Genomic DNA, 23,852 nt, shown 5'->3' with positions numbered 1-23,852 from the left:
GGCTGTTTTCCCGGTGTACTTAGGAATGCTTTTATTTTGGCCAGTTACTCAATATCAACCATTGACCGCTCGTCTTGTATTAGCGGTACATTAGTCGTACTACCTCTAAAAACTCTCTGCAAAGAAGGCGTCTTCGTAGTTGGGGTACAAATGGCTCACTGTGCGTTGAAGCTCCTGAGCAGCTAAAGCCACTGAAGAAAAACGCTCAGGAATGCCCACCCTCATCACCTCCGTCGCCACGAGCCCTTGCGCGGCAGAGTCGGTTAACACCTGATCCAACCACTTGAGGTACTCGCGCATCTGTTCTAAAGGTTTAGTTGAAGACGTCACTTCTCCATGCCCAGGCACAAGGGTTTTAAAATCAAGTAGAGATAGGGCCTCGATATCCTCAAGCCATTGCATGAGGCCTGGTGTGTCTGGAGTGGTGAGTGCTCGGTCATAAAAAACCAAATCAAAAGCAAATAGTACGCCTGTGGTTTCATCCAGTATGACTAGGTCGGCCTGAGCTCCGCTGTGTCCCGAAAACGCCATGAATCTAAGTGAATGTCCACCAATTATCTCTTGGCCTGACGTTTGTATCTGGTTGGGCAACAAAACATCCGTGCCACGCATCCAATCTCCGACCATCCTATACATATTCTCGGTGTAGGCTTCCCCTCGGCTTTTAATTAAGTCGATGGTTGTCGCTAAGGCATAAATATCGACATCCGCAAACGCTTGATTGCCTAAGAAATGATCAGGATGGTGATGGCTGTTATAGACACGAGCAATTGGCTGTTCCGTTACTTCACTAATGACCTGCCGCAACGCCTCGCCATAGCGTTTAGACGGTCCAGTATCCAATACAAGTACCCCCTCTTGCGTAACGATAAAGGCGGTATTAACGATATTGCCGCCATTTTGCGTGGTAAAGTCTTCCGTTAAACCTGTCACAACCCAAGTATTTGGAGCTATTTCTTTTGGCGTAAGGGCATAGTCTAAAGGATTGGCCTGTACCCAACTGCCACAAAAGACCAACCCCATCAGTGCATAACGCAGGTGTTTAAAAACCATGGCAACCCCCTCAAAGTGCTCGTTGGAATTCATTGCCATCGTTATCCCTGACCCATAATTGATAATTCTGATCAGAGCTCAGCAGATCAAAACTAATACTGGGGTTCTCGGAAACGGCAGGCGATAACTCCAAACGCACCTGAAGGTCGCCATTGGCACTTCTTAATTCCACTTGCTCTAAATAAAAGCTGGGAATATTTGCAACGAGGCCTGAGTCCATCGGATGCATGATGCGGAACTTATAACGGTCAGCACCTGGCTGATCAGTACTTGAAAATCGACCTGCACGGATCTGCCCAAGACTGGACTGCCAATCGTCATTCATGCGCGACTCGCTTGGCAGTGTACAACCCCCACCCGCCGCACTCACATAGCCAGACCCCACTAACCACTGTCCTGATTCAGTCAACACCGCCGCTCGCACAGGCGTGCTTTGCTGGACCTTAAACGTAATGGATACTTGTGGCAGCATTCCAGGCTCTGGATGGTAAGTGAAGATATGTTGAATAGGGTTGTAATCCGCCCAGGTAATCATTTTTACAATGGACTCATCGATGGCACTAGCATCCACCGACACGGGGACTTGCATCGAGTCTTCAGCAAACTCAGGCAAGGACACACGTATGCGATCATCAAATTGATAAAGCGCATCGCCTAAGAACATCTTACGAGTGTAATCCCACATCACACTGTCGTGCGCTTGAGCAACGACAAGGTTAGGTAACATCCAGCAACACATTGAGCAGTAGAGTATGAGTAGTCTTTTCATGGGCAGTATCTTTTATTGTTATGTTGATCATCAGTACCCGCATGACTGTCTAGAAATCGTAAAAAGCGGGCACTTCCCAAGTGACGCCATAGCGTTCAAAAATGCTGGCAATATCACCGCTCATCACCAGGGGCTCTAAAATCCCCTCGATGTGATAACCCAGTTGACGGTCCGCTTCTCTAACCGCAATGCCAATGTCCCAATGTTGTTTTCCCATGGCTGGAAAGGTTGTTTCTCCCATTTTTAATGACTCAGATGCCTCTTGAGCTAGAAGCCACTCAAGCTCTCCCCTGATCGCCATCATGGCAGAAACCTCTCCTTCGACCATCGCTTGAAACGCTTGCGCAGGTGACCGGAAATGATGCACTTGGCTACGTAAGTTCCCGTTAAAAACGGACGTCAGCATAAATGCCGGCACGGTTTCCATTTCAACACCAATCGGGTGATATTGGAAAACCGCTAAGGTTCTGGCGGCCTCAAGGCGATCCGTATTGAGAGCCAATTTCCAAGTCTCGCGCTGGTAGGGCATCATCATCACGATCAAGTCATTCTCGTATGCGAAGACGCCCTCACCGATATAGCCTCGTGCATAGTTAAAGTTTCGATCGTATGGAACACGCAACATAACATCCGCCACTTTCTTACCCGATAAGCGTTCATGTTTGTGTTCATGATCAAGCACATGCCCACGCCACAGATAATTTCTTAAATCATCGGCAAGATCTTCATCGGGAAGCATCCAGAACAGGTCGAGTTCAAGTCCCATTTCGTCGGCAATATGCTGTGCAATATCAACATCAATACCGACTGCTTCACCTTCTACATTTTTAAACGAGTAAGGAGGGAAATTTTCGTAAACACCTACGCGTAAATATCCAGATGCCAAGAGTTCATCATAGGGACGAGAAAACGCCTGCCCTGCACTAAGCAGGGTCAGGACAATTAGAAAAGGAAGAAAAATTCGTTGGTTAATGCCCATGACTCACAGTCTCCAGCCAAGCACGAATTGCCCACACAGCTTCTTGATCCATATGATCAGCCATACGCGGCATGTAAACACGGCCATCTCTCACCGCACCTTCTCGAACACGGTAGATATACCACTCGTCACCCTCTAGCCCGTCTTCCATTTCACGAAGATCGGGGGCGATACCGCCGGAAATGCCTTCTAAGCCATGGCAGCGGGCGCAGTTTTGATTGTATGCAGATGCACCAATGCGCACGGCTGTGTCATATTCAGCATGACCTGGACGGTAGGGGTTTTCCTCCAACCAATCGGAACCGAGCGGTGACAATCCTTTGGTATCGACGGCTTGCGGCGTCACGTCACCATGTCCAATTGCTAAAGTAGAAAGACCCATTGTGATCATTGACGCAGCGATAAGGCTGAATGCTTTTTGCTTGGTTTTCATTTTTAATCACCCATTATTAGATTTATTAAACTTAAAAATGTTTTTATGGGTAGATAGTGCTGTCTTTTAAATTATTTTAAGATTCGTCATTAGACTGTTTTTTTTGATACTTAAGTACTAAGTGCTCAATAACAATATAAATAGAAACTTTACTCAACCTTAAAGACGCCAGTCATGCCACGCTCTTCGTGACCTTTGATATAGAATGGAAACTCGCCAGGACGGATAGGCACAAAGAATATTTCAGCTTCGCCTTTATCCTCAAACTCAAGCTCTGATAGCCCAACCCCTTTTATTTCAACGCCACCTGCTTCAACTTTACGGATATAGATAGATTCAAAAAACTTAGGTGCCTGAAATGCGTATTCTTTTAACCCAGAGGCTTGTATTTTCAAGCGATAGGACTTACCCGTCTCAAAAGTAAACTCCTTAGGTTCCATGAAATAATCCAGCAACTCGGTATCGGTTAACTTACCAAGCTGTATAGGCTCTAATCTTTCTGGGCGTTGAGTCAAGTCACCAGCAGACCAAGCTAAACCCGATACAGATATAGCCATAGCGGCTAATAGCGATTTAACACCTAGGTGTTTTTTAGATAGCATTTTTATCACCTCATTTATTTTTGTAAGTATGCTCTTTTCTAGACTATCTCAGGACCGCTCAAAAAAAATGCTACTTAAGAACTAAATAATTACTACTTTCTAAACATTCAGATTTATACGCCAAGGCTCTAAGCTGAATGCCAAGTTTATAAATGCAGAAGAATCAGCCATGAAAAAGATAAAAAAACTGATAACTGCTCCCGTTGCAACTTGCCTTCTTGCCAGTGCAATTGCCTTTTCAACATCGGCTCACAGTGAAGGGCTAGAGGTACGCATTGCTTATTTGGGGTTTGAAGAAGACAAAGGCCCACTGCTGTCTAACTCATTTCCAGACCCCGAAGACTCAGGACTGAAAGGCGCTGAGGTGGCATTGCGAGACAACAACAGTACGGGACGCTTTTTAAAGCAAACCTATCATTTAGATGCCTTACACACGGATGATGCAGACGAACTCTATGAGTTTGCCACGCAGCTACATGCGGACGGTGTTCGGTTTTTCGTTGCTAACTTACCTGCCGAACAAATACGACGCCTGCACGAAACCTTCGGCGATGATGCCTTATTGTTTAATGCCGGTAGCAAAGACGATGCCTTAAGAGTCAATGAATGCATCCCTGGACTTCTGCATACTCTGCCATCCCGTGCGATGCTCGCCGATGCACTTGGGCAGTGGTTAGCTGCACGGCGCTGGAATAAATGGCTGCTCGTCACAGGGCAAACGGAAGATGATAAAGCCTATGCGGCTGCCATTAGGCGTGCAGCGGACCGTTTCGGTGGCCGTATCGTGGCCGAAAAAGAATGGGACTTTGACACAGACCTGCGTCGCACGGCACAACAAGAGCTGCCTATGTTTACGCGTGCCAGCGATTATGATGTCGTGATTGTTGCTGATGAACGTGGTGATTTTGGCGAATATCTACTGTACAACACTTGGCTGCCCCGCCCTGTTGCAGGTACGCAGGGTTTAATGCCAACTGGCTGGCACAAAGCGGTTGAAGCCTGGGGTGCTGCGCAATTGCATAGCCGCTTTGAACGACATGCAGACCGCTGGATGAACGAATTGGACTATGCCTCTTGGGCAGGAGTTCGTACCGTTGGTGAGGCCGTCGCCGCCATCAAGACAACTGAGTTAAAGGATGTTCGAGCGTTTATTTTATCGGATGATTTTCAACTAGCAGGCTTTAAGGGTCGACGCTTGGAATACCGGCCTTGGAGTGGGCAGTTAAAACAGCCCATTCCATTGGTACACCCGCGAGCACTTGTTTCACAATCGCCTCAGGAAGGCTTTTTACATCCGGTAACCGACTTGGATACACTTGGTTTTGACGCTCCCGAAAGTCAATGCCACGTAAAATAATAAATAAAGTGGAGAATAACTATGTTTAAAAAACGTCTACTAACAGGCTTAATCGCAGGGGCATTATTTAGTACACCTCTGTTTGCAGGGACTGCTTTTATCTCCAATGAGCGAGATAACACCATTTCGGTGATTGATACTAACAGCTGGGAAGTCGTCAAAACCTTTGATGTAGGCATGCGCCCCAGAGGTATTCTCTTAAGTAGCGACTATTCAAAACTCTATATCTGTGCAAGTGACTCAGATCGGGTTGAAATTTATGATGCGAAAACCTTTGAGTTTATAACCGACCTCCCATCGGGTGATGACCCAGAACAATTTGCCCTACACCCCAATGATCGTTTGCTGTTTATTGCCAATGAAGATGACGATATTGTCTCAGTTGTCGATACGGAAACACACCAAGTCCTCGCGCAAATTGAAGTAGGCATTGAGCCTGAAGGCATGGGCGTTAGTCCTGACGGAAAATGGGCCGTAAATACCAGTGAAACGACCAACATGTTACACTGGATCGATACTGAAACGCTTGAACTCGTCGACAACACGGTGATTGACCAACGTCCTCGACACGTTGAATTCACCCATGACAGTCAACGCCTGTGGGCCTCTGCAGAAATTGGTGGAACTGTCACCATTTACGATGTCGATAGCCGCGACGAAATTCACAAAATTAATTTCGAAATCAAAGGAGTTCACCCGGATCGAATCCAACCCGTTGGTATTCAGTTAACTCAAGACGGTCGCTACGCCTTTGTCGCCTTGGGACCTGCCAATCACGTAGCCATGATCGATCAGCAAACCTATGAGGTCCTTGAGTATTTCTTGGTAGGGCGTCGTGTGTGGGGAGTGGGGCTAACACCTGATGACAAATACGTGATCTCGACCAATGGTGTGAGCGGTGATGTGTCGGTCATTGATGTTGAGAAGCGCGAAGTGATTAAAACCCTCAAGGTGGGCCGTTACCCTTGGGGCGTCGTGGCAGCTCCGTAAATGAGCATTGAACTCAATGCCGTCAACTTCCGGTATGGAAAACGTCAGGTCCTTCACGACCTGACGTTTTCCCTCACAGCCGGAGGATTCAACGCCCTGCTTGGCCCTAATGGTGCGGGAAAAACCACACTTATTTCACTTCTGACACGTCTTCTCGCCTTACAGTCAGGTTCCATCAAAATCCAAGAAGACGACCTGCGCCAAGCGCCCAGACGGATCATGGCATCACTTGGCGTCGTCTTCCAACAAAGCACACTCGATTTAGATCTCAGTGTCTTACAAAATCTTGAATATCACGGTGCCCTTCATGGTTTATCACGACAACAAGTCAAGAACCGGGCGCTAGAAGAATTGGCACGCATGAGTCTCTCGGATCGGCTCAATGACAAGGTGCGCAGCTTAAACGGAGGGCATCGGCGCCGTGTCGAAATTGCACGAGCTCTATTGCACCGACCTAAAGTCTTACTCCTTGACGAACCCAGCGTGGGGTTGGACACTCGCACACGCCTAGAACTCAATGAATATGTTCGAAGCTTATGCGAAACACATGGGCTCACCCTACTCTGGACCACTCACTTGATGGATGAAATTCGTCCTGAGGATCATCTTCTTGTGTTGAATAAAGGTCATTTGCTGTTTGCAAACTCCGGAGCCGCATTATTATCGCTCACCAATACGCATCTTCTATCCGATGCGTTTGAACAGATCACAGGCCTTAGGGAAACAGTCACATGAACCTTTCTGTCTATGCCTACAGTTTTTTGGGCGTTTTAAAGCGAGAGTTTTTACGTTTTATTCACCAACGTTCACGCTTTTTTAGTTCGCTGGTTCGCCCCTTGCTTTGGCTGATTGTATTTGCGGCGGGGTTTCGTGCGGCGCTCGGCTTGTCGATTACGCCCCCATACCAAACCTACATCACCTATGAAACCTATATCATTCCAGGCCTAGCCTGCATGATTCTTTTGTTTAATGGCATGCAAAGTGCTCTGTCAATGGTCTATGATCGAGAGATGGGCAGTATGCGCGTATTGTTAATGAGCCCTCTCCCGCGCAGCTGGTTGCTCTTTTGTAAACTCTTTGCCATTGCTCTGATTTCACTGATTCAGGTGTATGCCTTTTATGGGATTACCTTAGCGCTCGACATACGTTTACCCTTGATTGGGCTTCTTTATGCACTGCCTGCCTTATTGCTCACAGCCCTTGAACTAGGCGCAATCGGTTTGTTTTTATCGTCTAAAATCCGGCAGTTGGAAAACTTTGCAGGGGTCATGAACTTTGTAATTTTCCCGATGTTTTTTATGTCGTCCGCGCTTTATCCTCTGTGGCGCATGCGCGAAAGCAGTGAATGGCTCTACTGGGTGTGCAGCCTAAATCCATTTACCTATGCCGTTGAATTGGTTCGCTTCGCCATGTACTCGCAGCTAAACCTCGAAGCCTTATGGGTGACGCTGGCGACAACCTTGTTCTTTGGCGGAATGGCGATCATAGGCTTTCGCCCTGAAAAGGTCACAGGCACTAAGTAAAAACGAAATTCTGCTGCTTCTATTCCACTTTTCATTTTCACTTCAACTGAATCCAGCAGTTGCTAGCAGATCGAGCTTGTGCCAAAGTCTACTTTCCTTGATTAATAATATGAGAATCCTGTCTTATGTACATGGCGTTTAAACACCTTCATCTCACGATGGTTGCTATCACGATTTTACTCTTTTTGATTCGTGCAGTGATGTTGCTGGCATGGCCAAAAGGACTTCAGAAAAAGCTATTTAAAATCCTACCCCACGTAGTTGATACACTATTGATTCTATCAGCCATAGGCCTTTTGGTCGCCATGCAGATGAACCCTTTGCACGTTGGCTGGGTGTTGGCAAAAATCGTTGGACTCCTCCTGTATATCGCCTTTGCTGTCTACGCGTTCAAAAAGGCTAACTCATTGGGAGAAAAGATTCTTGGCTTGGCCTTAGCTGGCACAGCCTTAATTTACATTGCCAAAGTTGCCTTAGCACGTTCAGCGACGCTAGGACTGTTCTAACCCCATCTGCTTGATAAAGGCGTGACCCTCACTGGAGTCACGCCAAATTCAGGTTTCCACTTGATCATAATAAATGCGAATTAACCGCTGCAGTTCACTGCGCCACGGACGTTGTCGAATACCAAAGACATTCAGAATTTTCTGACATTTTAAAACAGAGGTGGAGGGACGCTGAGTTTCGGAGGGATAATCTTTGGTTGAAACGGGGAGAAGATGGGTGGCTTTCAAATTTTCATACTGTCGCGCAGCGGCAATCACCGCTTCACTGAAACCATATCGAGTGGTTACCTCAGCACCGCAATAGTGATAGGTTCCCCACGCATCCGCACCATTACTGATCTGCTTAAGAATCGCCACCACTACTCGGGCGAGATCATAGGCACTCGTCGGGCAACCTCGTCGATCATCCACGGCGCAAATTTCTTCCTGATGACGCGCTTCGTCAAGTAAGCGCAACATGAAGTTATCGCCCCGTTCACTGAATAACCAACTCACTCTCAGTATAATATGCTGTGGCCAACCTGCTCGTAGATACTCTTCACCCTGAAACTTACTTAAGCCATACACCCCAAGAGGCGCTGTTTGATCTTTTTCGCTGTACCCCGTGGCATAGTGCCCATCGAAAACATAATCCGTGGATAAATGAATGACTGGGATCGACAAACCCGCACAGGCATGCGCCAGATTTTTTACACCCTCGGCATTGAGCTTATGGGCACGCTCTGGTTCTCGCTCAGCACGATCAGCGCTGTTTAATCCAGCACAGTTAATGACATAATCAGGAAGACACGCATCCAATTGCTCTATCACTTTTTCAGGCTGAGTGATATCGAGCTGTTTACGGCTAAGCGCCGTAACGGCAAAAAAGGGATCTGACTTAGCCAAATGCGTGATAGCATAGCCAGCCTGCCCATCGGCACCTGTAATTAGCACTTTAACTGGATCAGCGAACAATCATTTTACTCCTAAGCGATTAGCCATTCGTGCTCAACCTCGAGGTGTGTTGCCACTAAAATCTCACTCTACTTTACAGACAATCCCGAGTAACGAAAAGTCATAAATAGATGGATTCAAAGCAAAATCAAGACAATACTCGGGATACCACTAATAATGATCAGTGAGAGTAACGTCATCATCAAAAAGGGTAACAGCGCTCTAAAGATCTTCATTGGCGGCACACCGGTCATGGCCGAACCAATGAACAAGCCGGCTCCCACTGGCGGTGTCAAAAGCCCCATCACTAGAGTCAGACATACCACCACACCAAACTGATACGGGCTGATGCCAAAATCGGCTTGCGCAACGGGTAACAGTATTGGCACAACCAAGATTAAAGCGGCAATACCATCCAAAAGCATACCCACTAAAATCAACGCAGCAACCACCATCAACAAAAAGACAAATGGATCTGATGTTTGCTGCACGATCCAAGCAGCAACCGCTTGCGGAATTTGTTCGTAGATTAACACCCAGCCAAAGACTCCCGCAGCTGAGATCAAAATAATCACCATGCCTGAGTTCAAGGCTGTTCGCTTCATAATTTCAGGCAAATGACTGAGTTTTAATTCTTTATAAACACAGGTACCAATTAGCAAAGCCCCTAAGGATGCCAAGGCCGCCGACTCAGTTGGGGTCACCAGTCCTGTCAGAATCCCCCCTATTATCAAGACCGGAATCAAACAGGCAGGGAGTCCCATCCAAAAGGCTTTTTTAGCCTGCGCTGCCGTTAACCACTCGCCCTTGGGGTATTCGTGCACTAACCCCATCAGCGCTATGGTCAGAAAAAACAACGCCGACATGAGTAAGCCCGGTAAAATGCCAGCTATAAACATATCCGCAATTGGCACTTGGGCCAACACCCCAAACAACACAAATAGCATTGAGGGTGGAATAATAGGCGATAGAAGCCCCCCAGCAGACGTAATTGCCGCCGCATAGGCCGGAGAATAGCCTTCTTTCTCCATCGCAGGAACCATCGCTCTCGACATAATCGCAATCTGCGAAGCGGCCGAACCCATAATCGCCGCCATCATCATATTTGCCACTAGGTTGATATAGGCTAGCCCGCCTCTAAAACCGCCAACAAGAATGCGAGCCATATTAATTAAGCGAGACGTAAGCCCACCCTCATTCATCAACTCGCCTGCAAGCATAAACAAAGGGATGGCCAACAATCCGTAATTTTCAATTGCACCAAAGAGCTGCTGAGCAAATGAGTCAAACAAAAGATGATTGCCCGAACTTGCAATATAGCTTGCAGACGTCAAGGTCAACACGAGCGCAATCGGCACAGCGGCAAACAATAAGATCAAAAAGACAGCTAAAATCATGCAGACGTTCCCTTTTGCTCAAATGTTTCAGGCGTTTTCCAATAAGAAAGTCGATCAAGCAAATTAACACTGCTGTGAATCATCAGTGTGAGAGCAACTAAGGGTAGACACATCCACACCCAGACTTTTTTTATCCCCAAGGTGTTGGTGTTTTCTGAATAAATAAAATTGAAGGTTTGCGATTGGTACTCCAATACATTAAATCCCGCTTGAAAGAAGTGCCAAGGGTCGTACCATCGGTAACACAAGATGCATAATAAAAGCGCAAACCCCCAAATCGTCAAATCACTAAACACGGCTAAAAAATAACGTCCTTTAGCAGGTAATTTATCCACTAAGAAAGTCACAGCAAGGGTTTGGCGCTGTTTAATCACAACAGACGTTGCCAAAAAGGTCATCCAAATCATGGCATAGATAGCCAGTTCGTCAATCCAGTAAATCGCCATTCCCAGCGCCCGGCTGACCACGTTCACTAAGATCAGCACACTAATTAATAGTGCCATCATAGCCGCTAAAGCCATTTCAAACTTAGCGATCCAATGTGAGAGTTGTCGTAATAACTGCATTGTTGAATACCGACCCTAATATTGATTAGGGTCTTAAATATCTCGCAAACAGGCTGCGATTTAGGGGGTACGCAGCCTATTCACTGCATCTCTTAATATACTTAATGATGGCGCTTTTTCTGACCAAATCGCTTCCCACGCGGCGACGCTTTCAGCAAAATCTTCACGATTGGCTTCCGTAATCGTTATGTTCAATGCCCTTAGCTCGGCTTCTTGATCTTTTTCTTGCAGCCTAAAGGTTTCTAATACGCCATCTAGCTGCGCTTGCATCAACTCGGTAATTAACACCTTGTCTTCTTCATCTAAGGTTCTCCAAACGCGAGCCGAAACAACTCCCACCATCGGAAACATCATATGGTTAGAAATCATTAAGTGTTCGGCACGCTCATAGAACTTAAAGATTAATATTGAATCGTAATCCATGTCGATGGCATCAATTTGGCGGTTGGCTAAGGCGTCATAGACAGCAGGCAAAGGCAAGGGTGTTGGCGCGGCACCTAGCGCGTTGTAAAAATCACGTATGGGTTCAAAAGGGGTGATCCGGAGCTTTTTACCCCGAAGGTCTGCGGGACTTTCAACTGGCACTCGGCTCATGACTTGCCTCATGCCCGCCATGCCGTAGCCGATACCAATTAAACCCGCTTGTTGAGGCAGCAGATCGAATAAACGCTTCGCTTCATCGGTTTTTAGCAGACCTGCTGCTTCATCAACATTATCCACCAAGTAAGGCGCATATAGCGCACCGAATTCTGGAACACGATTCGATACCTCAGCAATGGTCAAAAAAGCCATATCCAAAGAGCCCGCTTGTAACTGCTGCACCATCTGGGCTTCGTTACCCAACTGCTGAGCTGGGAAAATTGCAACACTGTGCTTTCCGTCTGATGCCTGCTTGAGTTCATCAGCAAAGGCTTGAGCGGCTTGCGTCCAATGATGAGACGGAGGGGTAATTAACCCTAAGCGAAAATCTTTTGCTTGAACAGCAAAGGCTGCCAAACTTAAACACGAGACAGCGACAGCCGAAGCCAATGATTTTCGAAAGCAGCCCATGAACATCTCCTAACGGAAGGTATTTGATGCGAATATATCTGAAAATCTACCCGAAAAGCTTTTCTAGATAAAGCGATATCTATAAAAGCTTTGTGAACAAGATCAATTGTCGAAAACGAGATGTATTTGCTCCTCCTTGCAAGGAAAACGCTAGATATTTTTGATAATCCCCCTTTAGTGCCTTTTTCTGTTTTAAAGACAGGTTGAGATCGCTAGTTCAGTTTACTCGTGAATCATTCCTTAGACTTTAACTCTTTCAGCAATTGACTCAAAATATCCACCCAGGGTTTTTCGGCTTGCCGTTCTTTAAGATGGTAAAGGCCCCGAGCTGTAAAGGTGCCGGGGGTGCCAATTTCTCGCGCTAAAACGGTGGGCGTCGTCTGCCTGCGCTCCTTTAGTAAGGTCACTGACTCTTGCTGAGCTCTGGCCAGCAATTCAACAGCTTCCGCCAAAGGCATACCCGTTTCATCCGCAAAGGTCTGCGCCAATGCGTGAACTTGATCTAACCACCATGCATTCACACAAACACTAAGCATTGATGCTTCGAACTGCAACTCTGTCGTAAAGCTCTGAACTCCAAAGCCTGCATTCGAAAAACAAGTGGACAGTTGCAGGTCTTTTGGAAAGAAAAAAACACTCGCTCCTGGATATTCCGCTGCAATACTTGCCATCATACGAGTCACTTTTGCGGGGTAAAACATTTTCTGCAGGGTTTCTAAATGTACACCTGCCGCCAAACACAGTAGATGATGATCTGAAGTCAACTTGATCTGCGTCGCCAAAGACTGCAAATCGTCGGGTCTAACGCCAATAATCACTGTCGAGCACTGATCCACAACTGATTGATTGTCTTGAGCAACGGATACCTGTGGCAAACTCAGTAAGCGCTCAACCCGAAACGCCGAACGAGGTGATAAGCACCAACTGTAAGGGGATTTTGATTTCTGCACACCCGTAACAATTGCCTCTGTTAATGCCCCAACCCCCAAAACACCGATACGCATGTGGCCCCCTTTTTTTGAAATGTATATTTATTATAGGAGCGAATTCTTAGATCGCTACCCGTCTATATCCTGCATAGGTATATAGACTTCTTCGACACCACAAAAACACCCATCACAAATTTTTTTTAAAAGCGTTGATCTAGATCAATTCATGAGCGTATTATTCTTTCAGAAAATTCTGAAAGTTCAATAAAGGCACAACAATGCAATTAACACCAATGATTGAATCCTTTGTTTACCACTTTGGCGAAATGGGCAGCCGCTGGGGCTTCAACCGCACCGTGGGTCAGATTTACGCCTTACTGGTCATCAGCGAAGAGCCCTTATGTGCTAACGAAATCGGGGATCTACTCGGTATTTCCCGAGGCAACGTTAGTATGGGCTTAAAAGAGCTAGGAAGTTGGCAACTGGTTCAGGTTATTCACAAACAAGGCGAGCGACGCGAATTTTATCAAAGCCGAGGCAGCATCTGGGACATGGCCAACAGGGTATTTGAAGAGCGGCGCAAACGTGAAATGGACCCCACCCTCAGTTTGCTGCGCGACATCATGATGGATGAAGCCGCTAACCAAGAAGAAATTTACGCTCAGAAACGCATCACCGAAATTCATGATCTGTTGGAAAACATTACGGAGTGGACTCAAAGCCTACAATCGCTTTCACCCGATAAGCTAAATACTTTAATGAAATTAGGCTCTGGGGTCGGCAAAGTGCTGGAGTTTACGGATACGTTCTTAAGTAAAAAAGAGCCCGCAAAAAAAACCTAGTGCGTTGATAGGCTCTTATCTACCTGTGAGGTACTTATGTTAGACACACTGTTACTTTCGCGTATCCAGTTCGCGGCCAATATCAGCTTTCATATTTTATTTCCCACAATTACCATCGCCCTTGGCTGGTTGCTGGTGTACTTCAAAGTTCGTTTTGATTTGTCTCAACATCCCGTTTGGATGCGAGCCTACCGTTTTTGGGTGAAAGTTTTTGCCCTGACCTTTGCCTTAGGCGTGGTCAGTGGCATTACCATGTCGTTCCAGTTTGGTACCAACTGGCCTGGCTTTATGGAAACGGTTGGAAATATAGCGGGCCCCTTGCTGGCCTATGAGATTCTGACGGCTTTTTTCCTAGAAGCCACGATGCTAGGCATTATGTTGTTTGGGTTTAATAAAGTCCCTCGCTGGCTGCATACCTCAGCCACGTTACTGGTTGCGCTCGGCACGACCCTATCAGCCTTCTGGATTCTAGTACTGAACTCATGGATGCAAACACCGGTCGGGTTCGAAATGCGCGATGGCGTGGCCCATGCAACGGATTGGTTGGCGATCATTTTCAACCCATCTTTCCCCTACCGCTTCACACATATGCTATTCGCCTCCGCATTAACCGTGTGTTTTTTAGTTGCAGGTATTTCTGCCTATCGCTTGTACCGAGGCGACAATAAAAAGGCACCTCGCCTAACGCTCAAAACCGCTCTGTTTAGTGCGGCAGTGTTGGCCCCTACCCAAGCATTTATAGGGGATTTGCATGGTTTAAACACTTTAGAGCATCAACCTCAGAAAGTAGCCGCCATGGAAGGACTTTGGCACACCCAAAATGGCGCACCTTTAGTGCTGTTTGGTATACCGGATGCTGAAACCCAAACGAACCGCTTTGCGATTGAAATTCCAAAACTGGCGAGTTTGATCCTCACACATGAATTAGAGGGTGAACTAAAAGGGATCAGTGACTTCGAAGATGCCCACCCCCCCGTTGCGCCCGTTTTTTATAGCTTCCGCATCATGGTGGCAACTGGCATAGCCATGTTATTAGTGGCTTGGTGGTGCAGTCTGCGGCTCTATCGTAAAAATGAGCTCACACCCCTGCAGTACAAGGTGTTAATAGGTATGTCATTTTCAGGTTGGCTCGCTACGCTAGCAGGCTGGTATGTCACCGAAATTGGGCGTCAACCCTACTTAGTCTATGGCGTATTACGCACCAACGAAGCGGTGACAACTGTCGCCAGTGAGCAGGTTGCACTCACCTTAATTATGTATCTCTTACTTTATGCCGTGTTGTTGGTGGCCTATATCAAAACTCTATTCTGGTTGGCCAAACGAGCGATTGATGTAGAGGAGTACGACTTATCTCTTCCCGGTTTACCCGAAAAGAAAACGCAAATTGCAACAGAAGGAGCCAGTGTATGAGCCTATTAACAGCGGAGAATTTGGCGTTGGTATTTGCCGCCCTAACGGCTCTGGCCGTGCTTTTATATGCCATTCTGGATGGATACGATTTGGGTGTGGGCATTACATTACCCATGAAACAAGAAGCTTGGCGCGATACATCAATTGCATCGATTGGCCCCTTCTGGGATGCCAACGAAACATGGCTTGTATTGGCTGTAGGTTTACTGCTGGTGGCCTTTCCTGCGGCACACAGTGCCATTCTTCATGCACTTTACCTGCCTGCAGCATTGCTGTTAATTGGACTTATTCTTCGAGGGGTGGCGTTCGATTTTCGTGCTAAAGTCAAACCCGAGCGTAAAATCCACTGGGACTGGACCTTTAAGTGTGGATCCTTACTCGCAACCTTTAGCCAGGGTTTTATGCTGGGTATCTATGTCATGGGTCTAGAGTACCACTTAGGCAGTGTGATCTTTGCCTGCTTTAGCGGTCTCTGTGTTACCGCTGCTTATGCAATGATCGGCAACGCATGGTTGATCGGGAAAACGACTGGTGATTTACAGCTTCACGCGATTCGTCAATGCAAACGAGCGGGCGTCTGGACATTCGCGGGTATTTTAACGGTCAGCGCGATTAACCCGCTGGTAAATGCCAACGTGTATCAAGTATGGACAGAACCGCCTTTGGCGTATTTATTCGCCGCCATTCCTCTCTTGTGCTTTGCCATGTTTGCATTGGGGTATCTGGCACTTAAGCGGCTGCCCTTACCGAATGATCAAGGCGCTTGGATACCCTTTTTCATTTGCAAGGTGATCTTCGTCTGCAGCTTTGCAGGATTAGCACTGAGCTTTTACCCCTTTGTCGTTCCAAACCAAATGACCTTGTATGAAGCCGCCAGCTCAAAAGAATCCTTAACGATTATCTTCTTTGGCGCGGTGATCGTAATCCCGATTATTGCGGCCTACACCGCCGTCGCTTACTACGCTTTCCGGGGTAAGGCAGATGGTTTGAAGTACTATTAAGTTCGCTGCTTAGAAACCCAAAGCCTCATTCACTCTGAGTAAAAACTTGAGTGGAATGAGGCCTTGAATCATGAGTGTGGTTTTTGATGTAGTGCGCGCATTAAATGATTTTCTTTCGCACAAAAACTGGACTATTCAGTCTAAATTAGTGTTAAATCGTTCGCTCAATGCCTATCAAAATCATGGCTAGCCCAGCCTTGATGTAATTTCCTGCACAACTCAACAGACACAAAAACAGAGAGCTCACATGTTTCGCTGGTTCGAAAGCCGACTTAACCCCTTTCCCGATGAACAATTAGGTCAACCTCCCAAAAGCCTTGTCCGCTTCTGCCTGCACTACTCTCGCGGAATGTGGCCTTGGATCGCCTGCGCAGCTGTTTTGATGGCATGCGTTGCCTTAGTCGAAGTCTGGTTATTTAGCTTCCTTGGCAATATTGTGAATTGGTTGTCTGAGCAAGACAAAGAGAGTTTTTTAGCCACCGAGGGCTGGAAACTGATCGGAATGGCCGCTGTCATTATGGGGCTGCCATTATTGGTGTTCATTCACTCCTTACTGAACTTCCAAGTGCTGATGGGCAACTACCCCATGCGCATCCGCTGGCTGGTTCACCGTTACTTGCTCAAACAATCCATGAGCTTTTACCAAGAAGAATTTGCAGGACGTATCGCAACCAAGCTCATGCAAACCGCTCTTGCCGTACGCGAGTGCGTGATCAAAATGATTGATGTACTCAACTATGTCACGGTCTACTTCATTGGCACCCTGTTTATTCTTGGCAGTGCTGATCGACGTCTGATGCTACCCTTGCTAGTATGGATAGTTGCCTATATTGTCATGTTACGTTTTTTTGTGCCGTTAATGGGAAAAGTTTCGCAACTCCAAGCGGATGCACGTTCGATCATGACTGGGCGCATTGTGGACGCCTACACGAACATTCAAACCGTTATGCTCTTTTCTCACTCTCAACGAGAATCCGACTATGCCCAAGAAAGCATGCAGGGCTTTTTAGGCACGGTTCATAAGCAAATGCGCTTAGTCACGTTGTTTAATACTTGCCTGTATCTGTTGAATTCGTTGTTGCTGCTATCGGTTGCTAGCCTCAGCATCTATCTTTGGTTATCAGACTTGATCAGCATTGGTGCTGTCGCTGTTGCGCTCGGCTTAGTCCTTCGCCTTTCAGGTATGTCGCAATGGATTATGTGGGAAGTATCGTCTTTATTTGAAAATATTGGCACTGTCAAAGATGGCATCGGCTCGATTTCTGTCGCGCATGAGGTGCAAGATCAACCCAATGCTCCGGTGTTACACGCATCAAAAGGTGCAATAGAATTTGATCATATTGATTTTCATTATGGCCAAACCTCTGGTGTTATCGAAGGACTTAAATTGTCGATCAAATCGGGTGAAAAGGTCGGTATTGTCGGGCGTTCTGGTGCGGGGAAATCAACGCTTGTTAACCTACTTCTGCGATTCTACGATGTTGAAAAAGGTCGAATCCTGATCGACGGACAAGCCATCCATGAAGTGCAGCAAGAGTCTTTACGCGCCAATATCGGCATGGTGAGTCAAGACACTTCGTTACTGCACCGATCCGTCCGAGACAATATTGCCTACGGCCGCCCTGATGCATCAGACGAGGACGTAATAGAAGCCGCCAAACGTGCAAAAGCCCATGACTTCATTCTCGGCTTAAAAGATATCAAGGGACGCACTGGCTATGACGCGCAAGTGGGTGAGCGCGGAGTCAAACTCTCTGGCGGCCAACGACAACGGGTTGCGATTGCGCGGGTCATGCTGAAGGATGCACCGATTCTTATTCTTGATGAGGCCACCTCTGCACTGGATTCCGAGGTGGAATCTGCCATTCAAGAAAACCTGTACAAACTTATGGAAGGCAAAACCGTGATTGCGATTGCCCATCGTTTATCGACAATCGCGGCCATGGATCGTTTAATTGTGATGGATAAGGGGCAGATTATTCAAATGGGCACACATGATGAGCTGGTGGCCCAACCGGGTTTGTACGCTCAACTTTGGGCGCGGCAATCCGGCGGTTTTCTGGGGGAGGATAATAGTGATAGACTCCCATAAACCACCTTTCGACTGAGAATACCACCATGCATCGCTCGCCAATCCCTTTCGGATTATTCAAGCACCTTGCTAAATGGCTGGCTCTGGCCTGTGGGGTTGCTGTCTTGGCGGGCAGTGCAGCGGCTCTCTTTTTATTCTCGTTGAGCTGGGTTTCGAGCACCTTTTCTAGCCACCCTTGGCTACTATGGCTTCTGCCCTTTGCGGGCTTTTTTGTGGGCTGGATGTATCTTCGCTTTGGCCAAAGTGTTGAAGCGGGTAACAATCTACTGCTGGATGAAATTCACGACACTAAACGTGTCATTCCATTGCGCATGGTGCCACTGGTACTTGGTGGCACGCTCATTTCCCACCTTTTCGGGGCTTCGGTTGGCCGAGAAGGCACTGCCGTGCAAATGGGGGGGGCGCTTGCGGATCAACTCACCCGTGTTTTTCAACTCTCGAATGATGATCGGCGTATCTTACTAATGGCGGGTATTAGTGCAGGCTTTGCTTCGGTCTTCGGCACACCCATCGGTGCCGCCGTATTTGGCCTCGAAGTCTTAGCAACGGGCCGACTTCGCTATGAAGCCTTACTGCCCTGTATTATTGCCGCAATTGTTGGTGATCAAGTCGCACTCATGTGGGGCGTGCATCATGACTATTTCACCATCACTCTTTTTCCATCCATATCCGCATGGAGCCTTGGTGTCATGATTGTCTGTGGTGCCATTTTCGGCCTTACGGCGCGCGCCTTTGCTGAGGTCATTCACTCCATCAGCAGCTTTATGAAGCGCCGAATACACTACAGCCCCTTACGACCTTTTATTGGCGGCTTGATCATCGCGTTATTGGTTGGCTTGGGATTCTTTGAAGCGGATCGTTATTTAGGTTTAGGCATACCCGTCATTTTAGAAGCCTTTGATGCCCCCCTCTCCATCACGGACAGTATCGGTAAATTCTTTTTCACAGTCCTGTCCTTAGGAGCTGGATTCAAAGGTGGAGAAGTCACTCCCTTATTTTTCATTGGTGCAACCCTTGGCAATGCACTTTCACCCTTATTTGATATGCCTTTTGCGTTTCTGGCAGGTATCGGCTTTGTGGCTGTATTTGCGGGGGCGGCCAATACTCCTCTAGCCTCCACTTTAATGGCGATGGAGCTGTTTGGTGCAGAGATTGGCGTTTTTGCAGCCACTGCTTGTATTGTCAGTTACCTTTTTTCGGGGCATTCAGGTATTTATGGCTCACAGCGCATAGGCGATGGAAAGCATCAGCCTACAGAAGAAGGGCTTAAACTCAACGAACTGAGAGAGCGCCGTAAACAACGCCCTCCTTCCCCTTAATCATGAAAATATCGTTTTGAGAGTACAACTGGTGTTGATTAAATCAGGCGCAAGCCCACTTTAGTGATTCTATCGCCTTCCACCTCATTAACGACCCATTGAATCCCATTCCACTCCATTCGATCACCAACAACGGGATGGCCACCAAAACGCTGACTCAAAAATTGATCAAGGGTTAAATGCGTTTGATCAGGGCTAATCACGAGCCCATAGAGTGCAGCCACATCTTTCAGGGGGGCACTGCCATCTAGGGTGAAGTAACCAAAGAAGCTTCGCGCTTGTTGTTTAAAGGGCAAGGGCTCCTGATTAAAGAGCTTATTTAGAATCGGAACATCTGCATCGCGGCCAATAATGCAAAGCACATCATTCACCTGCAAACGCGTACTGCCTGATGGATGAATCAATTGATGGTCTCTAAATAATGCACCCACACGGGCACCGGATGGAAAATGCAGCCTTCTGAGCTCTACCCCCTGCACCGTATCCTCTTTCACCGTGTACATAAATGCTTCATAGTCATTTTCAGGGAAGATTCCTAAAGGCATACGATGACAAGGTGCTGTCGCCATCGGCACTTCGACCTTTAACCATTTGGCCACCCAAGGCAAGCTGCTGCCTTGAATCAACAGTGAAATCAAAACGACGTAAAATGCCATATTAAACAACAAGCTGGCGGACTCAACACCTGCTATGATCGGGAAAATTGCCAATACAATCGGCACCGCACCCCGTAAGCCAACCCAGGAAATGAAACCGAGTTCTCGCCAAGAAAAATGAAAGAAAGGCTTAAGGCACAAGACCACGGCAATCGGTCGTGCCACAAAAATCAGCCCCAATGCCAAGAAGGTAGCCGGCCAAGCAATGGCGAGCATTTCATGGGGTGTCACTAACAACCCTAAAATCAAGAACAAACCGATTTGGCTCAACCAGGCTAAACCATCGTGTACCGGTAGGATATGCAAAAGATGGCGACTGCCACTGTTACCAATCATTAATCCCGCAAGATAAATGGCTAAAAACCCACTGCCGCCCAACATATTGGCACCTGCGAAAATACACAGTCCAACACCTGTTACCAACAAGGGATAAAGACCGGTTGCCAGATCTAGGCGCTTCAAGGTATGCGCAAATAACCATCCACCGAGTATTCCAATCGGTAACCCTATCCCAAACTGCTCGGCAAACAGGATAAGACTGCTGTACCAGTCATCACCTGGATTCATTAATAAGGTAATAAAGGTAATGGTTAAAAAGATCGCCATTGGGTCGTTGGTACCTGACTCAATCTCAAGTGTTGCGCTGACCCTCTCGTTCAAATGAACCCCCTTGCCACCCAACATCGAGAAAACGGCCGCCGCATCCGTCGAGCCCACGATTGCACCAATCAGCATGCCTTGCAGCAACGACAGTTCAAAAATGAGCATGGCCAACAACCCTGTTAGACCGCTGGTGACAACAACCCCTAAGGTTGCTAAAGACAACGCGGGTTTAAGCCCCACTCGAAAGGTTTTCATTCGAGTTCGCATGCCGCCGTCTAACAGAATAATCGCCAAGGCTAAATGCCCTATCAGGTAAGCAACCTCAAAATCCTGAAAGTTCAACCCACCTATGCCGTCTTCTCCTGCTAACATGCCAATGCCTAAAAACACCAAAAGCAACGGCATTCCGACACGCGCAGAGATAATCGTGGCCAAGATGCTCAGGCACAACAACACAGATACAATTAAAAAGATGAGGTTAATATTCGACACAGTTCAGGTTCATCTCGACTCAAGTTGACAGAATTAGACTAATGGATCATAACACAGACGTATCTCACGAATAGAGGATCTTCTAGCGCACTCTAAACACATGATCATCAATAAATAGTGGACCGTCAGGTCTCACAGACATAGCGGTTTACTTCAAAATTGACTAATCTATATTATTAAACAAGACGCTGTATTGGTAGCTTGGAATTTTCTCGACCTGAAGGTGATTTTGTACATGATTTCAAACAGAGCGAAGCAAAAAGGTTGTAAAGACTGTCAAACACCTCTCGATTTTGAGTTCAGCTTTGCCTTTCAGCCCATCGTCAATGTCCGTGAACAATCCATCTTCGGTTATGAAGCCCTTGTTCGAGGTATTGCGGGGGAGTCGGCTTACAGTGTCCTTTCTCGTGTCAACGATGAAAACCGCTATGCCTTTGACCAAGCCTGCCGAGTCAAAGCCATTACTCTGGCCAGCCACCTAGGCTTAGACAAAGTATTAAGTATTAACTTTTTACCCAATGCTGTGTATGAGCCTGAACACTGTATCCAGAGCACCTTACAGGCGGCAACAGATACTGGATTTCCGATCCATAAACTCATGTTTGAAATCACAGAGTCAGAGGTCGTATTAGATCCAGCACACTTACGTAACATATTCGAACACTATGAAAAGCAAGGTTTCATTACGGCTATCGATGATTTTGGGGCCGGGCACGCAGGCTTCAATATGCTGGCCAACTTTATCCCCAAAATTTTAAAAATTGATATGGAGTTAGTACGTAATATCGATACAAACTCAGTCAAACAAATACTGGTTAAAGGGCTGATTGATATCTGCCAGCAACTCTCGATTACGGTGCTGGCTGAAGGCATCGAGACAGAAGCAGAGATGCTCTACTTCAAATCACTGAATGTTGAGTTAATGCAAGGCTACTACTTTGCGAAGCCTGGATTTCAGTGCCTACCGGATGTTCAATTTTCATAGTTTTTCAAGCAGTATTGAGCCGAGACGCATTGGGCATCTTCATATTGATGTTCATCAAGAAGCCAGTAGAATTAAATCAATTCAGTTATCGGGGGAGTTACCCCCTCTGGCAGGATAGTTGTCACTACTTAAAATTTAACCAGTTGGGGGCACTCAACCCTTAAATACTATTCGTTCTAGGTTAGACCCTATCTCTGATAATTTCTGTATACACTGTCTATGCTATCGAGCTGCCTTCTCACTTCATCGGCCTTATGCGCCTTTTCAGGCGCTAATAACATTACCTGGCTGATAGAATAAACGAACTCTTCAAGTTGTTGAGCCGCTATAGCTAGATCATGTACCTGATAACAAGAGGCAGCTCCAGATAATTTATGGGCTTCGTAATAAAGGTCACGTAGTGGGATTGATTCTCGTGAACTGGGTGAGCCTATCCACTCTTCATACTGGCTATTCATACATTGCAATCTCAGCTCAACTCGAGTCAAAAACGCACTGCGAAGCGATACAAAGTCATCTGCTGGCATTAACTCTTTCATTATGCACTCCATCGTTAACTTGAACTAAGGTAGATTAAAAAATCAAACAAGAGTATGCAAACATAGTACTTAAACCTCCACCATGCTAATATCTTTACTTAGTTTTCTACCAACTTATAAAGCACAATGATAAAGAAAATTGCAATCGTAGAAGATGACATGGATCAGGCTCGACTCATTGCCTATTGGTTAAGGCCGTACGGATTTGAACCATGTTTGTTTATTAGTGCAGAGTTGTTTCTTGAGTCAATCCAAGCAGGTGTCAAATTTGATCTTTTGTTGGTTGACTGGGTTTTACCCGGTATGGACGGTTTAAGCTTAATCAAAGCGGTTTCATCCCATTTTTCACTTCCTCCTACCATCTTTGTGACGCTTAAAAATAAAGAGTTTGAATTGGCCTCCGCACTTCATGCAGGTGCAGATGACTTTATCAGCAAACCCTTAAGTAAAACTGTCTTAATTGCAAAAACCTGGGCGTTACTCAGACGTTATGGTCATGTGACGCATCAATTCAATGACTCAGTGCATCTTGACCAGACAAAACCCATGCTGCACTTCCAACAGCAGAGCCTTCGACTTTCAAAAAAAGAATACCAGTTTTTGTCTCTATTTTTACATTCGAATGCAAACACGGTTTTTAGTCGAGCAGATTTAATCGATGCTCTGTGGAGCAACACGAACACACACGACAATAGTCGAGCATTAGATCTAATGATCTGTCGACTTCGTGCCAAACTTAATCAATTCGATCCTACTCCCTTTAAGATTATCAACCAATATCGTCAGGGTTATATGTTGGAATACAACCCTGACCTTTAAACACTGC

General features: G+C 46.6%; 24 protein-coding genes. 12 read left to right on the top strand and 12 right to left on the bottom strand.

Annotated features, from left to right (window positions below; genetic code table 11):
* Positions 1-105: 105 nt before the first annotated feature.
* The 5 genes from DN062_RS08770 to DN062_RS08750 all read right to left on the bottom strand — a co-directional run bounded on the left by DN062_RS08770 (position 106) and on the right by DN062_RS08750 (position 3,836).
* Positions 106-1,092: a quinoprotein relay system zinc metallohydrolase 1 gene (locus DN062_RS08770; protein ID WP_239995744.1), complete on the bottom strand. Its 987-nt coding sequence runs from the start codon at positions 1,090-1,092 to the stop codon at positions 106-108.
* Positions 1,064-1,822 (bottom strand): quinoprotein dehydrogenase-associated SoxYZ-like carrier, encoded by a 759-nt coding sequence (locus DN062_RS08765; RefSeq protein WP_112158954.1) that lies wholly within the window; start codon positions 1,820-1,822, stop codon positions 1,064-1,066. Before DN062_RS08765 ends, DN062_RS08770 begins: the two co-directional genes overlap by 29 nt.
* 49 nt (positions 1,823-1,871) lie before the next feature.
* A complete protein-coding gene (locus DN062_RS08760; RefSeq protein ID WP_112158953.1) occupies positions 1,872-2,801 on the bottom strand; it encodes a substrate-binding periplasmic protein in 930 nt (309 codons plus the stop codon).
* Positions 2,791-3,234, bottom strand: a complete 444-nt coding sequence (pedF, locus tag DN062_RS08755; RefSeq protein WP_112158952.1) for a cytochrome c-550 PedF — start codon at positions 3,232-3,234, stop codon at positions 2,791-2,793. Before pedF ends, DN062_RS08760 begins: the two co-directional genes overlap by 11 nt.
* 149 nt (positions 3,235-3,383) lie before the next feature.
* Entirely contained in the window at positions 3,384-3,836 is a 453-nt protein-coding gene (locus DN062_RS08750) for a cupredoxin domain-containing protein (protein WP_112158951.1), read from the bottom strand.
* A gap of 169 nt (positions 3,837-4,005) precedes the next feature.
* On the opposite strand from DN062_RS08750, the gene DN062_RS08745 reads away from it, so the two are divergent.
* From DN062_RS08745 to DN062_RS08725, 5 genes are all read left to right on the top strand, one after another.
* Positions 4,006-5,193: an ABC transporter substrate-binding protein gene (locus tag DN062_RS08745; protein WP_112158950.1), complete on the top strand. Its 1,188-nt coding sequence runs from the start codon at positions 4,006-4,008 to the stop codon at positions 5,191-5,193.
* Positions 5,194-5,214: 21 nt separating this feature from the next.
* On the top strand, positions 5,215-6,183 hold the full coding sequence (locus DN062_RS08740) for a YVTN family beta-propeller repeat protein (protein WP_112158949.1): 969 nt from the start codon (positions 5,215-5,217) through the stop codon (positions 6,181-6,183).
* Positions 6,184-6,918: an ABC transporter ATP-binding protein gene (locus DN062_RS08735; RefSeq protein WP_112158948.1), complete on the top strand. Its 735-nt coding sequence runs from the start codon at positions 6,184-6,186 to the stop codon at positions 6,916-6,918.
* Positions 6,915-7,706, top strand: coding sequence for an ABC transporter permease (locus DN062_RS08730; protein WP_112158947.1), 792 nt, complete (start codon positions 6,915-6,917; stop codon positions 7,704-7,706). The genes DN062_RS08735 and DN062_RS08730 overlap by 4 nt, the downstream gene beginning before the upstream one ends.
* A gap of 131 nt (positions 7,707-7,837) precedes the next feature.
* Complete coding sequence (locus tag DN062_RS08725; RefSeq protein ID WP_205126694.1) at positions 7,838-8,212, top strand: SirB2 family protein; 375 nt, start codon at positions 7,838-7,840, stop codon at positions 8,210-8,212.
* Positions 8,213-8,260: 48 nt separating this feature from the next.
* Here DN062_RS08725 and rfbD read toward each other — a convergent pair whose 3' ends face one another.
* The 5 genes from rfbD to DN062_RS08700 all read right to left on the bottom strand — a co-directional run bounded on the left by rfbD (position 8,261) and on the right by DN062_RS08700 (position 13,162).
* Positions 8,261-9,166 (bottom strand): dTDP-4-dehydrorhamnose reductase, encoded by a 906-nt coding sequence (rfbD, locus tag DN062_RS08720; protein ID WP_112158945.1) that lies wholly within the window; start codon positions 9,164-9,166, stop codon positions 8,261-8,263.
* Positions 9,167-9,282: 116 nt separating this feature from the next.
* Complete coding sequence (locus DN062_RS08715; protein ID WP_112158944.1) at positions 9,283-10,542, bottom strand: TRAP transporter large permease; 1,260 nt, start codon at positions 10,540-10,542, stop codon at positions 9,283-9,285.
* Entirely contained in the window at positions 10,539-11,108 is a 570-nt protein-coding gene (locus tag DN062_RS08710; RefSeq protein WP_112158943.1) for a TRAP transporter small permease, read from the bottom strand. Before DN062_RS08710 ends, DN062_RS08715 begins: the two co-directional genes overlap by 4 nt.
* 60 nt (positions 11,109-11,168) lie before the next feature.
* A complete protein-coding gene (locus DN062_RS08705; RefSeq protein WP_112158942.1) occupies positions 11,169-12,158 on the bottom strand; it encodes a TRAP transporter substrate-binding protein in 990 nt (329 codons plus the stop codon).
* Positions 12,159-12,391: 233 nt separating this feature from the next.
* The gene (locus DN062_RS08700; RefSeq protein WP_112158941.1) at positions 12,392-13,162 is read right to left on the bottom strand and encodes a pyrroline-5-carboxylate reductase family protein; all 771 of its coding nucleotides are present in this window, start codon (positions 13,160-13,162) and stop codon (positions 12,392-12,394) included.
* 203 nt (positions 13,163-13,365) lie between these two features.
* On the opposite strand from DN062_RS08700, the gene DN062_RS08695 reads away from it, so the two are divergent.
* The 5 genes from DN062_RS08695 (at position 13,366) to DN062_RS08675 (ending at position 19,751) form a co-directional block, all read left to right on the top strand.
* The gene (locus DN062_RS08695) at positions 13,366-13,929 is read left to right on the top strand and encodes a GbsR/MarR family transcriptional regulator (protein ID WP_112158940.1); all 564 of its coding nucleotides are present in this window, start codon (positions 13,366-13,368) and stop codon (positions 13,927-13,929) included.
* A gap of 36 nt (positions 13,930-13,965) precedes the next feature.
* Positions 13,966-15,339 (top strand): cytochrome ubiquinol oxidase subunit I, encoded by a 1,374-nt coding sequence (locus DN062_RS08690; protein WP_112158939.1) that lies wholly within the window; start codon positions 13,966-13,968, stop codon positions 15,337-15,339.
* Positions 15,336-16,340, top strand: a complete 1,005-nt coding sequence (locus DN062_RS08685) for a cytochrome d ubiquinol oxidase subunit II (protein WP_112158938.1) — start codon at positions 15,336-15,338, stop codon at positions 16,338-16,340. The genes DN062_RS08690 and DN062_RS08685 overlap by 4 nt, the downstream gene beginning before the upstream one ends.
* 247 nt (positions 16,341-16,587) lie before the next feature.
* Positions 16,588-18,432, top strand: a complete 1,845-nt coding sequence (locus DN062_RS08680; protein ID WP_112158937.1) for an ABC transporter ATP-binding protein — start codon at positions 16,588-16,590, stop codon at positions 18,430-18,432.
* 26 nt (positions 18,433-18,458) lie between these two features.
* Positions 18,459-19,751, top strand: a complete 1,293-nt coding sequence (locus DN062_RS08675) for a voltage-gated chloride channel family protein (protein WP_112158936.1) — start codon at positions 18,459-18,461, stop codon at positions 19,749-19,751.
* Between the two features lie 38 nt (positions 19,752-19,789).
* Here DN062_RS08675 and DN062_RS08670 read toward each other — a convergent pair whose 3' ends face one another.
* Positions 19,790-21,502: a potassium/proton antiporter gene (locus DN062_RS08670; protein WP_112158935.1), complete on the bottom strand. Its 1,713-nt coding sequence runs from the start codon at positions 21,500-21,502 to the stop codon at positions 19,790-19,792.
* A gap of 235 nt (positions 21,503-21,737) precedes the next feature.
* On the opposite strand from DN062_RS08670, the gene DN062_RS08665 reads away from it, so the two are divergent.
* The gene (locus tag DN062_RS08665; protein ID WP_112158934.1) at positions 21,738-22,487 is read left to right on the top strand and encodes an EAL domain-containing protein; all 750 of its coding nucleotides are present in this window, start codon (positions 21,738-21,740) and stop codon (positions 22,485-22,487) included.
* A 188-nt stretch (positions 22,488-22,675) separates the two neighbouring features.
* On the opposite strand, the gene DN062_RS08660 is transcribed toward DN062_RS08665, so the two are convergent.
* Complete coding sequence (locus DN062_RS08660; protein WP_112158933.1) at positions 22,676-23,026, bottom strand: hypothetical protein; 351 nt, start codon at positions 23,024-23,026, stop codon at positions 22,676-22,678.
* A gap of 126 nt (positions 23,027-23,152) precedes the next feature.
* Here DN062_RS08660 and DN062_RS08655 point away from each other — a divergent pair, with 126 nt between their 5' ends.
* Complete coding sequence (locus DN062_RS08655) at positions 23,153-23,845, top strand: response regulator transcription factor (protein WP_112158932.1); 693 nt, start codon at positions 23,153-23,155, stop codon at positions 23,843-23,845.
* Positions 23,846-23,852 lie beyond the last annotated feature (7 nt).

This window comes from Nitrincola tibetensis (assembly GCF_003284585.1).
GTDB lineage: Bacteria > Pseudomonadota > Gammaproteobacteria > Pseudomonadales > Balneatricaceae > Nitrincola > Nitrincola tibetensis.
Note: the sequence above shows the minus strand (reverse complement) of the source record. Positions and strands in the feature narration are given on the sequence as shown.

Excerpts from the sequence above, each read along its gene's own strand:
- DN062_RS08770 (WP_239995744.1), bottom strand. The coding sequence starts at position 1,092 with ATGGCAATGAATTCCAACGAGCACTTTGAGGGGGTTGCCATGGTTTTT.
- DN062_RS08765 (WP_112158954.1), bottom strand. The coding sequence starts at position 1,822 with ATGAAAAGACTACTCATACTCTACTGCTCAATGTGTTGCTGGATGTTA.
- DN062_RS08760 (WP_112158953.1), bottom strand. The coding sequence starts at position 2,801 with ATGGGCATTAACCAACGAATTTTTCTTCCTTTTCTAATTGTCCTGACC.
- pedF (WP_112158952.1), bottom strand. The coding sequence starts at position 3,234 with ATGAAAACCAAGCAAAAAGCATTCAGCCTTATCGCTGCGTCAATGATC.
- DN062_RS08750 (WP_112158951.1), bottom strand. The coding sequence starts at position 3,836 with ATGCTATCTAAAAAACACCTAGGTGTTAAATCGCTATTAGCCGCTATG.
- DN062_RS08745 (WP_112158950.1), top strand. The coding sequence starts at position 4,006 with ATGAAAAAGATAAAAAAACTGATAACTGCTCCCGTTGCAACTTGCCTT.
- DN062_RS08740 (WP_112158949.1), top strand. The coding sequence starts at position 5,215 with ATGTTTAAAAAACGTCTACTAACAGGCTTAATCGCAGGGGCATTATTT.
- DN062_RS08735 (WP_112158948.1), top strand. The coding sequence starts at position 6,184 with ATGAGCATTGAACTCAATGCCGTCAACTTCCGGTATGGAAAACGTCAG.
- DN062_RS08730 (WP_112158947.1), top strand. The coding sequence starts at position 6,915 with ATGAACCTTTCTGTCTATGCCTACAGTTTTTTGGGCGTTTTAAAGCGA.
- DN062_RS08725 (WP_205126694.1), top strand. The coding sequence starts at position 7,838 with ATGGCGTTTAAACACCTTCATCTCACGATGGTTGCTATCACGATTTTA.
- DN062_RS08715 (WP_112158944.1), bottom strand. The coding sequence starts at position 10,542 with ATGATTTTAGCTGTCTTTTTGATCTTATTGTTTGCCGCTGTGCCGATT.
- DN062_RS08710 (WP_112158943.1), bottom strand. The coding sequence starts at position 11,108 with ATGCAGTTATTACGACAACTCTCACATTGGATCGCTAAGTTTGAAATG.
- DN062_RS08705 (WP_112158942.1), bottom strand. The coding sequence starts at position 12,158 with ATGGGCTGCTTTCGAAAATCATTGGCTTCGGCTGTCGCTGTCTCGTGT.
- DN062_RS08700 (WP_112158941.1), bottom strand. The coding sequence starts at position 13,162 with ATGCGTATCGGTGTTTTGGGGGTTGGGGCATTAACAGAGGCAATTGTT.
- DN062_RS08695 (WP_112158940.1), top strand. The coding sequence starts at position 13,366 with ATGCAATTAACACCAATGATTGAATCCTTTGTTTACCACTTTGGCGAA.
- DN062_RS08690 (WP_112158939.1), top strand. The coding sequence starts at position 13,966 with ATGTTAGACACACTGTTACTTTCGCGTATCCAGTTCGCGGCCAATATC.
- DN062_RS08685 (WP_112158938.1), top strand. The coding sequence starts at position 15,336 with ATGAGCCTATTAACAGCGGAGAATTTGGCGTTGGTATTTGCCGCCCTA.
- DN062_RS08680 (WP_112158937.1), top strand. The coding sequence starts at position 16,588 with ATGTTTCGCTGGTTCGAAAGCCGACTTAACCCCTTTCCCGATGAACAA.
- DN062_RS08675 (WP_112158936.1), top strand. The coding sequence starts at position 18,459 with ATGCATCGCTCGCCAATCCCTTTCGGATTATTCAAGCACCTTGCTAAA.
- DN062_RS08665 (WP_112158934.1), top strand. The coding sequence starts at position 21,738 with ATGATTTCAAACAGAGCGAAGCAAAAAGGTTGTAAAGACTGTCAAACA.
- DN062_RS08660 (WP_112158933.1), bottom strand. The coding sequence starts at position 23,026 with ATGAAAGAGTTAATGCCAGCAGATGACTTTGTATCGCTTCGCAGTGCG.
- DN062_RS08655 (WP_112158932.1), top strand. The coding sequence starts at position 23,153 with ATGATAAAGAAAATTGCAATCGTAGAAGATGACATGGATCAGGCTCGA.